Annotated in this window: 11 protein-coding genes; 4 read left to right on the top strand and 7 right to left on the bottom strand. The window is 68.3% G+C overall.

What is annotated here, in order from left to right; genetic code table 11:
• Window positions 1-105: 105 nt before the first annotated feature.
• Window positions 106-759: a class I SAM-dependent methyltransferase gene (locus OV287_RS29470; protein ID WP_267537376.1), complete on the bottom strand. Its 654-nt coding sequence runs from the start codon at window positions 757-759 to the stop codon at window positions 106-108.
• Between the two features lie 93 nt (window positions 760-852).
• Between OV287_RS29470 and OV287_RS29475 the strand changes: the two genes are divergently transcribed.
• On the top strand, window positions 853-1,872 hold the full coding sequence (locus OV287_RS29475; protein ID WP_267537377.1) for an Lnb N-terminal periplasmic domain-containing protein: 1,020 nt from the start codon (window positions 853-855) through the stop codon (window positions 1,870-1,872).
• A gap of 84 nt (window positions 1,873-1,956) precedes the next feature.
• On the opposite strand, the gene OV287_RS29480 is transcribed toward OV287_RS29475, so the two are convergent.
• Window positions 1,957-2,151 (bottom strand): hypothetical protein, encoded by a 195-nt coding sequence (locus OV287_RS29480; protein ID WP_267537378.1) that lies wholly within the window; start codon window positions 2,149-2,151, stop codon window positions 1,957-1,959.
• A 269-nt stretch (window positions 2,152-2,420) separates the two neighbouring features.
• On the opposite strand from OV287_RS29480, the gene OV287_RS29485 reads away from it, so the two are divergent.
• Window positions 2,421-4,094, top strand: coding sequence for a serine/threonine-protein kinase (locus OV287_RS29485; protein ID WP_267537379.1), 1,674 nt, complete (start codon window positions 2,421-2,423; stop codon window positions 4,092-4,094).
• Window positions 4,095-4,113: 19 nt separating this feature from the next.
• Here the strand turns inward: OV287_RS29485 and OV287_RS29490 are convergent, their stop codons facing one another.
• The gene (locus tag OV287_RS29490) at window positions 4,114-5,208 is read right to left on the bottom strand and encodes a type IV pilus twitching motility protein PilT (RefSeq protein ID WP_267542439.1); all 1,095 of its coding nucleotides are present in this window, start codon (window positions 5,206-5,208) and stop codon (window positions 4,114-4,116) included.
• Window positions 5,209-5,351: 143 nt separating this feature from the next.
• Between OV287_RS29490 and OV287_RS29495 the strand changes: the two genes are divergently transcribed.
• Window positions 5,352-5,786, top strand: a complete 435-nt coding sequence (locus OV287_RS29495) for a SpoIIAA family protein (protein ID WP_267537380.1) — start codon at window positions 5,352-5,354, stop codon at window positions 5,784-5,786.
• 55 nt (window positions 5,787-5,841) lie between these two features.
• On the opposite strand, the gene OV287_RS29500 is transcribed toward OV287_RS29495, so the two are convergent.
• Window positions 5,842-6,339 carry a hypothetical protein gene (locus tag OV287_RS29500; RefSeq protein WP_267537381.1) on the bottom strand — a complete coding sequence of 166 codons (498 nt, stop codon included), beginning with the start codon at window positions 6,337-6,339 and terminating at the stop codon, window positions 5,842-5,844.
• A 203-nt stretch (window positions 6,340-6,542) separates the two neighbouring features.
• Here OV287_RS29500 and OV287_RS29505 point away from each other — a divergent pair, with 203 nt between their 5' ends.
• Complete coding sequence (locus OV287_RS29505; RefSeq protein ID WP_267537382.1) at window positions 6,543-7,427, top strand: hypothetical protein; 885 nt, start codon at window positions 6,543-6,545, stop codon at window positions 7,425-7,427.
• A gap of 201 nt (window positions 7,428-7,628) precedes the next feature.
• Here the strand turns inward: OV287_RS29505 and menE are convergent, their stop codons facing one another.
• Genes menE through OV287_RS29520 form a run of 3 tightly spaced genes read right to left on the bottom strand, consistent with a single transcriptional unit; the run spans window position 7,629 to window position 11,144 of the window.
• Window positions 7,629-9,074 (bottom strand): o-succinylbenzoate--CoA ligase, encoded by a 1,446-nt coding sequence (menE, locus tag OV287_RS29510; protein WP_267537383.1) that lies wholly within the window; start codon window positions 9,072-9,074, stop codon window positions 7,629-7,631.
• A complete protein-coding gene (gene menC / locus OV287_RS29515; RefSeq protein WP_267537384.1) occupies window positions 9,074-10,228 on the bottom strand; it encodes an o-succinylbenzoate synthase in 1,155 nt (384 codons plus the stop codon). The genes menE and menC overlap by 1 nt, the downstream gene beginning before the upstream one ends.
• Before the next feature lie 4 nt (window positions 10,229-10,232).
• Window positions 10,233-11,144: a 1,4-dihydroxy-2-naphthoate polyprenyltransferase gene (locus OV287_RS29520; protein ID WP_267537385.1), complete on the bottom strand. Its 912-nt coding sequence runs from the start codon at window positions 11,142-11,144 to the stop codon at window positions 10,233-10,235.
• Window positions 11,145-11,156 lie beyond the last annotated feature (12 nt).

Here is an 11,156-nt window from a genome sequence, read left to right on the forward strand (position 1 = left end):
GCGCCCTGACTTATCGGATCCAATCCCCAACAGCGCTCCGACTGGGGAAGGCCACTCCCCAACCCCGCCCGCGGACCCTACTTCCGAAGACATCTCGGCGGCGTTTCAGCGCCGCGCCACGTCCCACCAGCCGAAGTGCATCGTCCGCTGCTCCATGAGCTGCACCCAGCCGGGCGCGTGCGCGTAGGCACGTGGCAACAGGCCCGCGGCCTCAAGGGCTCGGGCTGTCTCCGTGAAGGACCAGAAGTACAGCGTCACCTCCTGGTCCGCTGTCTGGATCTGACGCAGTGCTTCCTCGTGCCCCTCCAGCCCCGGGCGGCGTTCGAGCACCGTGAAGAACAGCCGCCCTCCGGGTTTCAGTGCCGCGGAGACGTGGCCCAGCGTCCGCGGCAGGTCATCGCAGAAGTCGAGGCACCCCACCGCCAACGCCACATCGAAACGGCCGAGTTTCTCGGGGATGGGCTCGCGGTAGCTGTGCACCCGGTACTCGCCCGACGGCCGGCCCCGCCTTGCCAGCTCGATCATCTCGGGTGAGAGATCCAACCCCACGACCTGTACGGTCGGCTCCAGCTCCCGCGTCAACTGCCCTGGGCCGCATCCCACATCGAGCACCCGGGCGCCTGGGGCCACCGTCTCCCCGAGAAACCGCTCCACCCTCCCCTCGTACCGTTGCAGGGAGGGGAAGAAGGCCTCGTAGACTCCGGCGATCTCCCCGTACACCTGCCGGACTCCCTGCTCCTGTTCGTCGGTTGTCGGCATCTCACGCGGAAACTTAGACCCTCACCCCGTCCCTCTCCCAGCTTCCGTGAATGCTGCGGACCTGGGGCTCGTGACGGATACTCCCGGTCGTTCATGCGCTTTCTCTCCCTCGCCGGTCAGTTCGCCCTCCTCGCCATCGGCCTGGCGTGGCTCGTCCCCGCCGTCCTCCTCACCGGTGGAGGTGCCCAGGGCATCTCCTGGTGGCGCTATGGAGTGGCCGGGGTCCTCGTCCTTGCCGTAGTCCTCGCCTGGCATCTGGGCTCTCGTGGGCTCGCGCTGGGAGTTCTCGCCGTGCTCTTCGTCGGTGTGTTCGTCTGGACGCGCACCGTGCAGCCCTCGCACACCCGCGACTGGGCTCCGGATCTCGTCCTCGCCTCCCACGCCGAGGTGCAGGGCTCCCGCGTCACCCTCCACGACATCCGCAACTTCCGCTACCGCAGCACCACCGACTGGGACGCCGCCTGGTACTCCGCCACCTACGACACCCGGGACCTCGTCCGCGCCTGGTTCATCGTCGAGCCCTTCTCCGGCTTCGAGGGCGCCGCTCACACCATGGTCAGCTTCGAGTTCTCTGGAGATCGCTTCGTCGCCTTCTCCGTGGAGATCCGCCGCGAGCGCGGTGAGACGTATTCAGTCCTCGGGGGCCTGTTCCGCCAGTACGAGATCATCTACGTCGCCGGTGACGAGCGCGACCTCATCCAACTGCGCAGCAACCATCGCCGCGACGACGTCTACCTCTATCCCGTCCGCGCCTCTCAGGAGCGCACCGTCGCGTTCTTCCTCGACATGGTGCAGCGCATGAACGGCCTCCAGGCCCAACCTGAGTTCTACAACTCGATCACCAGCAACTGCACCACCAACCTCGTGCGGCACCTCGAGAAGGTCAGCGAGACCAATGTCCCCTACGACCACCGCACCCTGCTGCCCGCCTACTCCGACGAGCTCGCCTTCGCGCTGGGCTTGATCGACTCCGACGTGAGCCTCGCCGAGACGCGCGAGCGCCATCGCATCAACACGCTCGCCCTCGCCGCACAGGATCGCGACGACTTCTCACTCCGCATCCGCGGGCGCGCCCCAACCGCGAATCCCGCCGCCGCGGCCTCGGGGCCGTGATTCAGTTCGTCGGTGGCACCGCATTCGCCGTGATGGCCCCGGCAGCCGGAGCAATCCCTCCGAGCGCCAGCAGCTCCGACACCGTCACGAAGCGGTACCCCTGCTCGGCCCGTCATCGAACGTCAGCGCCACCACCTTCTCGGGCGTCTCCACCCGGGGATAGAGCTCGCCGAAGAGCTGGTAGGTCCACGACCTCGAGAGCTGCCACAGGCCCACCAGCAGCCCCAGCACCACGAGCGGCGTCCCCACGGCCCATCGAATCCATCGCTTCCGGTTCATGCCGGCGCACTTTGCACGCGCCGGACCCAGCTTCCCTGCCCACCTGACGGCCGAGGTGTGGCGCTCCGGGCACATCCCACGCGGGCAGTAGGACGAGGAGAGAGGGACGCCGCCCGCATGTTCGCTCCACGTGTGGGCCTGCGAGCCGCTCCATGCCCTTCCCGTCCACTAGCGCACAAGCCTACTTCGCAGGTCTGGTCGTTTCACCTTGAGTATTGAATAATCCGCGAATCATGCAACAAGCAGTTACCCCGAATAGGTCTGGTTCGGTGGGCCCGCAGCTCCTGGCCGACTACCTCCGTGATGATGCCGCCACGCGCGAGGCAGACGTCGCCCGGTTCATCTGCGCGGCAGCGGTCTGCTTCGTCGCCGCCACCCTTCTGCTGGGACCCGCCATCGGTTGGCCCCGCGCGCTCGCCGTGGCCGGCATGACGGCAGCCTACGGTGGTTATTACGGGTGGCTCTCCCGGGTGCTCCAGCGCGGATGGTTCCATCCCGCCATCTGCTGGCTCAACGTCTCCTTGGAGATCTCCGTCGGCGTCTTCGAGTTCCTGCTCGATCTGCACTTCGAGAACGCCGAGCAGGCCCTCACCAACCCCACCTCGATCCTCTGGGGCGCCTTCATCATCCTCGCGTCGATGCGCTCCAATCGGAAGCTGGCCATCTTCGCCGGAGCCCTCGCCGCCACCGCGTCGCTGCTCCTGTACTGGTTGTTGGCCTGGCCGCGGCTGCAGGCACCGATTCCCCTGATGCTCTCGCCGCCGCTCATCACCCTGCGAGCCCTGTACCTCTTCCTCACCGGCTGTGTCGCGGCGCTCGTGGCCAGCCACCTGCTGCGCAAAGCCGAGGAGGCCCTGCGTGCCGTGCGCGCCAGGGAGCTGCTCGGCAAGTACTTCCTCCACGAGCGGCTAGGCGTGGGCGGCATGGCCGAGGTCTTCCGCGCCACCTACAGCCCGGAGGGTGGTTTCGAGAAGCGGGTGGCCCTCAAGCGCATCCTCCCGAGCCATGCTGGGGATCCCCACTTCGTCACCCTCTTCCGCCGCGAGGCCGAGCTGGGCTCGCTGCTGCACCACCCCAACATCGTCCAGGTGCTCGACGTGGGCCGCTTTGGCGACACCTACTTCATGGCCATGGAGTTCATCGAGGGCGTGTCCCTCCGCGAGCTGCTCAAGGCCCACGGCCCCCTCCCCTTGGCCACCGTGGCGTACCTGGGCTCCGAGCTCGCCGCTGCACTCGACTACGTCCACCACCGCACGGCCAGCAACGGCACGCCCCTCAACCTCGTCCACCGGGACATCAACCCGCCCAACATCCTTCTGTCTCGCATCGGAGAGGTGAAGCTGGGCGACTTCGGCATCGCCCGGGCGGCCCACCACGTCTCCCTCACCCTGACGGGCCGAGTCGTCGGCAAGCCTGGCTACATGGCCCCGGAGCAGGCCCGTGCCGCTCCTTTCGACGCCCGCGCGGATCTCTTCGCGCTCGGCCTCACCCTCTACGAGGCACTCACCGGCCGCCGCGTCATCCCCTGTGAGGCCTCCCAGGATGCCCGGTGGGGCTTCACCCAGAGGACCTTTCCCCCGCCGTCCACCTTCCGCTCGGAGGTGCCTCCGATTCTGGATGCGATCGTCCTGGAGTTGCTCCAGTGGGAGCCGCACGAGCGGACGCCGTACGCCCAGCGGCTGCGCGAGCAGTTGTGCTCGCTGACCGACGAGGCCGCGCCCTATCCGCGGGGGCAGGCCCTGCTGGCACGTGCCGTCCACGAGGTGCTCGCCAACAGGCAGGCGGAGCCCGCCGTTCCTCAGGCAGAGCAGGAGACCAAGACGCGCGCCGCCCAAGTCAGGCCCTCGGGAATGGCTGTGCCGGCGAGGAACCAGGCCCAGACGCGGCTGGACTTCCGGCCATCCCGCCCGATCCCTACCCTGGAAGACCGCACGCGTAGTTGAGCCTGCGCACCGCTCCCGCTCACTCGAACTCGAGCGCTCGCTGGAAGTCCGCCGGGTTGGTGGCCGCGCTCTGCGCCGTCTCCAGGGTGATGACCCCCTGACGGTAGAGCTGGCTCAGGTGCTGATCGAAGGACTGCATGCCGAACATGTCTCGGCCCTTCTCGATGACGTCCTTGAGCTCGTTGGCCCGATCCTCGCGGATGTACTGCTCCACCGACTTGGTCTGGACCATGATCTCCAGCGCCACCGTGCGCCCCTTACCGTCCGCCTTGGGCAACAGCCGCTGCGAGATGGTCGCCTTCAGGCTGTCCGCCAGGCGCATGCGCACCATGGACTGCTCCTCGGCCGGGAACACCGAGATGAGGCGGTTGATGGTGCGCGAGGCGTCCGTCGTGTGCACCGTCGACAGCACCAGGTGGCCCGTCTCCGAGGCCTTGAGCGCGATGTCGATCGTCTCCGTGTCGCGCATCTCGCCCACGAGAATCACGTCCGGGTCCTGACGGAGCGCGGCGCGCAGGGCGATGGCGAAGTTCTCCGTGTCCGGGCCGATCTCCCGCTGGGAGATGGAGGACTTGAGGTTCTTGTAGATGAACTCGACCGGGTCCTCGATGGTGAGGATGTGCAGGTTCTCGGTGCGGTTGATGTGATCGATCATCGACGCGAGCGTCGAGCTCTTGCCCGAGCCCGTGGCCCCCGTCACCAGCACCAGCCCGCGATCGTTGGCGGCGATCGACTTGAGCACCTGCGGCAGCCCCAGCCCGTCGATGGTGGGAATCTCATCCGGGATGATGCGCAGGATGCACGCCAGCGTGCCTCGCTGCCGGTAGATGTTCACCCGGAAGCGCGCCACCCCGGGCAACCCGTAGGAGGTGTCGTACTCCTGCAGGCTGTCCACCTGATTCTTCGTCAGCGGATCGCTGATGATGTGGAGCGCGACCTGTTTGGTGTGGTCCGGATGAAGCTTCTCCATCTTCAACGGCCGCAGCACACCGTTGACCCGGTAGATGGGAGGATCGCCCGGCCGGAAGTGGATGTCCGAAGCGCCATTCTGCACGCCGACCGTGAGCAGCTTGTTGAACGTTGCCAGATCCAGGGGAGTGACCTCTCTCGTCAGCCGGAGATTCTAGGCCAAAGCACCCCGGACCCGCCAAAAACATGACAGGCCCCCCCCTTCCGCGCCTCTTTCCGGCCTCTCCAGTTTTCACCGCGCCGTCACACCCGGTGCATCTGGCACGCGGTAGGGATTCCAGGTAGGAAATGGAGCCGTTCCCGGGCTCCGTTCAGGCGAGGTTCCTCCTGTTCCAGGTCAAGGTCGCGCAGTCGAAAACGCACGTCGAAGTCACCCTGGAAGGCACTATCCGCACGGACGAGATGCAGCAGTTCGTCGAGCAGTCCGTCCAGGCCGTGAAGTCCCTCGCGGCTCAGGGACGGGGCGTCAAGGTTCTCGCCGACCTGCGCCAGCTGCGGACCACCTCGCCCGAGGCGGCGGAGCTCCTCCGGCAGGGGCAGGCCGCCGCCATCCAGGCCGGCATGCGGCGGATCGCCGAGCTCGTCGGCAGCGAGCTCACCGCGCTCCAGCTCAACCGCATCGCCCGCGGCAGCGGCATGGACCGCATCCTGCGCCGCTTCAACACCGAGGAGGAGGCTCGCGCCTGGCTCTTCGAGGCCGACGACACGCTCGACGCCGCGTGACCCCGCTGGCTCACGGCAAGGCGAACAGCCGCGGCGGTCTCCGGTACGGGGAGCCTCAGACCTCTCCGGACGTCGCCCGGTCCGTGATGCCGAGGTAGCGCTCGATGAGGCGCTCGAGGGCCCGGGCCTCCTCGCGCCTCGGGAAGTCCTTCACCAGGTGAACGACGCGCCCGTCCTTCAGCGTCGCGTTGAGGGAGTAGCGGGTGGAGGTGGTGTTCCGGTCGCGGCTTCGGCTCACGTGCTCCTCGCACCAGAGCTGGGCCACTTCCGAGGCGTCCACCTCGCGGCTCAGCGCCGCGGGCAGGGGCCCCGAGCGCACGGACAGCCTCTCCCGGGTGGCCGTGAGGACCGTGCGGTTGAGAAAGGACGTGAGCGCTCCGTACGTGAGCAGGGCCGAGAAGAAGACCCACCAGAGGCCCGCGTTGCGAAAGTCCGTGTCCTCGGGCTTGAGGTTCACCGCCACCCAGAACCATGCGGGCGCGACGAGAGCGAAGATGACCGCGACGGTGACGAACAGGGGCCCGTTGCCATTGTCCCTCCAGTGCCACGTCACGGTGAGCCCCGATGCTCCGTGCTCGACGTGGAAGCGCTTGGGAAGGGCTCTGCTCCGGGAAGTCCCAGGGGTGTGGCTTTTTCGTTTCACGGGGTATGGACCTGTCCATCACACAGAATCATGTCACGGGACTGATACAGGCCCCGCCCGTAGCGTGTCACAGGCTTGTGGTACGTGGGGAGCTTCACCCTGGAGCCCCCCCCATGCAACTGCGCACCCTTGCCCTCGCCAGCCTCGCCGCGCTCGCGGCCTGTAACAACCCCATCCCCGAGACCGCGGAGGAGACCGGCGTCAGCACCGCCGCGGCGACGGCCACCCGCCTCTACGCCTCGGTGGGCGACAACGAGCTCAGCTTCGAGACGCTCGGCACCCTCGAGGAGCGTGATGGCGTCCGCGCCCTCATCATCCGCGCCACCGCGAACCGCTACCTCTCGGGCGTCCTGAGCTTCGTCCCCGACGACGCCTTCGGGGACGCGCACGTCATCAGCGAGCGCCGGTTCGAGATCGTCCTCCACGAGGGCCACGAGCTCAACACCGTGCTCTCCGGCCTGCCGCTCTTCGTCCGCGTCGACACCTCCACGGGCACGCCGCGCTCGTACACCGCGCGCATCGTGATTGCCCCGCGGTTCTTCGACTTCCGCGGCGACAGCGGCATCTGGATCGACGAGGCGGTGAACCCCATCTACGTCGTCCAGGGCAACACCCATCTCCTCTATCGTGGCCGCGCCTCGGTGTCCGGGTACGTGGACTGGCTCTCCGTCACGGCACCCGACGGCATCCCGCAGGTCTACGGTCGGCCCAACTACCGCCTCGACTGGTCGTACCCGACGCTGTACCAGGCCATCGACCCGCACACCGTCCCGCTCACCTTCAGCGCGGGCGCGGATGACGGCGTGGCCATGCAGAAGACGGCGCGCCTCGTCGCGCGCGTGACGGAGTTCGCGGTCACCGATGGCGACGCCTACGACGTCTGGCCCAGCCCGGACTGCGACCCCGCCGTCTACACCTGCTACCACTCACAGCCCGCGGGCACGACGGACTTCGGCCAGTGCGGCACCTACCGCCAGGTCCTGCGCTGCACGTACTAGGAGCTTGTCGGAGAATCGCCGAAAAACGACTCCTACATACCAACCATAGCGGTGTGTTTGAGTCGCACTACCCCTCATGTAGTGGGTAGCCGAGGTATTCCGACAGGCTCCTAGGGATGACCGCTCGGCGCTGCTCGGCCTGGGCGACATCCTCCGGCGGGGCATGGCGTTCGTCCCCGGGCTGAGCACCGCCGGACTTTTTCAGCAGCCTGCCAGGGCCCGCTCGCGCAGCACCGTCCGCTCTATCTTCCCCATGGCGTTGCGCGGCAGGGCCTCGATTCCCAAGAAGCGCGCGGGGACCTTGAAGCCCGCCAGTGACTCGCGGCACCACGCCCCCAGCTCTCCCGGCGGCGGGGCCCCGTCACGCGTCGCCACGAACGCCACCGGCACCTCGCCCCAGCGCTCGTCCGGCACCCCCACCACCGCCGCCTCCCTCACCGCTGGGTGCGCCGCCAGCACCGCCTCCAGCTCCGCCGGGTAGATGTTCTCCCCTCCCCGGACGATCAGGTCCGTCCGCCTGGATAGCACGGTGAGCCGCCCCCGCCCGTCCAGTACTCCGACGTCCTTCGTCCGCAGCCAGCCGTCTCGGAACGCCTCACGCGTGGCCTCGGGCCGGTTCAGGTAACCCGCCATCACCGTGGGGCCGCGCACCTCGATGTCCCCTTCCTTCCCCGCCTCCAGCGCCTCGCCCCCGGGCCCCACGATGCGCACCTCGAGACCTGGTAGGGGTCTGCCCGCCGTCCGCCCGTCCGCCTCGTCCGGGTGCTCCGTCGTCACCTGAGAGCACGCCTCCGTCAGTCCGTAGGTCTGCAGGGACAGGATGCCCGCCGCCCTCGCTCGGGCCAGCAACGGCGCCGGGACGGGTCCACCGCCGATCAGCGCTAGCTGGAATGTGGACGGGACTCGGCGATCCTTTCGCGCCTCCAGCACCCGCTCCAGCGTCGTGGCTACGAAGCTCGCGTGGGTGATTCCTTCCTCGTCGATGGCTCGGTTGGTGTCGTCCGCCTCGAAGCGCTCCCGCAGCACGAGGCAGCCTCCGTCGTACGCAGTGCGAGTGAGCATCGCCAGGCCCCCCACGTGGAAGAGCGGCAGCGTGCCCAGCCAGTACGGCGCCGGGTGGGCTCCGAGGTTCGTCTCGGAGGCGCACGCAGAGGCTCGGAAGTTCCCCTCCGTCAGCACCGCCCCCTTCGGCCGGCCCGTCGTCCCTGAGGTCAGCAGGATGACCCGCGGCGTCTTCGCGTCTAGCGGCGCACAGGTGGATACGGGGGTCTGCACGGTGTCCGCGAAGGACTCGAGGGCCTCGGCTCCTGGGAGGCGATCCGCGAGCCCCGTGAGCGCCAGAGTGAGCCTCGGGGCCACGTCCTCGCTCAGGGGCTGGAGCTCCGCTCGGGTGAGTCTCGCGTTGAGGGGTGCCAGTACCGCCCCCACTCGCCCCAGTGCGAAGAAGAGTTTCGCCACCGCCGCGTGGTTCGTCGCCAGCAGCGCGACCCGGTCTCCCGGCTGCACGCCTCGAGAGTGGAGCGCCGCCACCCACCGGCCTACCTCGGCGTCCAGCTCCCGGTACGTCCACAGCCGGCCTCCGAAGGTCAGTGCCGGTGCCTCCGGCCTCGTCTCCGCTCCGGCCCGGATGGGGCATGTCCACTTCATCAGTTCACTCCCAGGCCCGGCGTCCGCGGAAGCTGGATGCGGCCCCGCACCGGGCGGAATGGATGGCTCCCGGGCTCGTTCTTGAAGAGGTGTCCCACCCCGAGCCCCGACGCGTACCTCCCCGACGGCAGCGCCGCCGCCAGGTGTGCCGCTCCCGCTCTCGCGATGACTCCGTCCAGCGAGCTCGTCACGTATGCGTCCAGGCCTCTCCTCGCCGCCTCGCGCGCCAGGGCGAGCGTGGGAAGCAGCCCGCCTAGCACCATCGGCTTGAGCACCAGGATGCCCACCGTGCCCGCGTGGTTCAGGATGTGCTGGGTGACATGTGGCAGCGCCAGTGATTCGTCCGCCGCCAGGGGGCATGGGGGGTGTTTGCTGAGGCGGGACAGGGCTTCGTGGTTCTCGGGCGCCACCGGTTGCTCGCAGAGTTCGAGCTCGTAACGGCCGAGTGTCTCGAGTGCGGCTCGCGCCTCCTCTTCTGTCCACGCACCGTTCGCGTCCACTCGCAGGCGGATGGTTCTTCCGACCGCTTCGCGCACCGCGGAGAGTCTCGCCACGTCCTCGGACAAGGGACGCCCGGCGACCTTGAGCTTCAGCGTCTCGTAGCCTTCCGCTACCGCTCTCCGCGCTTCCTCCGCCAGCGCCTCCGGCGATTGGCCTCCGAGGAGCGCGTTCACGTGAATCTCGGAGCGTGATTCACTCGAAAGCAGTTGGCTCAGGGGGATGTTTCTGCGCTGCGCTTGGAGATCCAGGAGCGCTTGTTCCACCCCGTGTCGGGCCGCGGGTGTCCTCGTGGGAAGACCCTCACCCCAACCCTCTCCCAGAGGGAGAGGGAGTTGACGCGGATCCAACCTGGCGTCCGAGATACCCTCACCCCGTCCCTCTCCCGGAGGGCGAGGGGTGATTGGGCGAGGGGTGATTGGGCTCGGTAATCGCTCCAGATGATCCAGAAACTCCTTCAGGGCCCGCTCGCAGTCGTCCGGCGACTCCGTGCCGAACTCCTCCAACGGCATCGCTTCACCCTGCCCAACTCGCCCTTCCTCGTCCTCCACGCACACCACGAAGCCCTCTCGCGCCCCGTAGGTGCCCCTCGCCGTCTTCAGCGGGTGCACCATCTCCAGCCGCAGCGTCTGGAGGGCCGTCTTCGTGATGCGCATCGGCTCACCTCAGGTACAGCCCCACCGAGAACAGCAGCCCGAACACCAGCTGCAGTCTCGCCGTCCCGCCCAGCGCCGGGTTCAACGCCGCCCCCTCCGCCCCCAACACCAGCTTCAGTGGCGGCACCGCCACCGGCGCGCTCAGCAGCGCCAGCAGCACCCACGGGCTCGCCAGCCCCAGGCCCCACATCGCCAGCGGCGTCGCGAAGGCCATGGCCAGCAGCACCACGTACTCCGCCTTGCCCGCCGTCGAGCCAAAGCGCACCACCAGCGTCCTCTTCCCCGCCTTCACGTCCGTCGTCCCGTCGCGCAGGTTGTTCACCACCAGCAGCGCCGTGCCGATCGCTCCAACCGGAATCGCCGCCCACCATGCCGCCGGACCCACCGTCAGCGCCTGCACGTAGAACGTCCCCGGCACCGCCACCAGCCCGAAGAAGATGAAGACGAACACGTCCCCCAGCCCGTGGTACGCCAGCGGAAAGGGGCCTCCCGTGTACGAGTACCCCGCAAACACCGACGCCAGTCCGATCGCCACGATCGGCCAGCCCCCGACCACCACCAGGTACGTCCCCGTCGCCACCGCCAGCCCGAAGCACGTCAGCGCGCTCGCCAGCACCACCCCGGGTGCAATCAGCCCGCTCTGCGTCACCCGCTTCGGCCCCAGCCGCTCCTCCGTGTCCGCACCTTTCTTGAAGTCGTAGTAGTCGTTCGTCAGGTTCGTGCCGATCTGGATGAGCATCGCGCCCACCAGCGCCGCCAACGCCGGCAGCCACCGGCCCACGCCCAGTCCGTACGCCAGCGCCGTTCCCACCATCACCGGCACCAGCGCCGCCGTCAGCGTCTTCGGCCTCGCGGCCATCAACCACGTCTTCAAGGTGGGGCGTGGTGCCTCCACCGCGGGAGCAATCGCGTTCATGAAAGTTGGCTC

The organism is Archangium lansingense (assembly GCF_026626635.1).
GTDB classification, from domain to species: Bacteria; Myxococcota; Myxococcia; order Myxococcales; family Myxococcaceae; genus Archangium; species Archangium lansingense.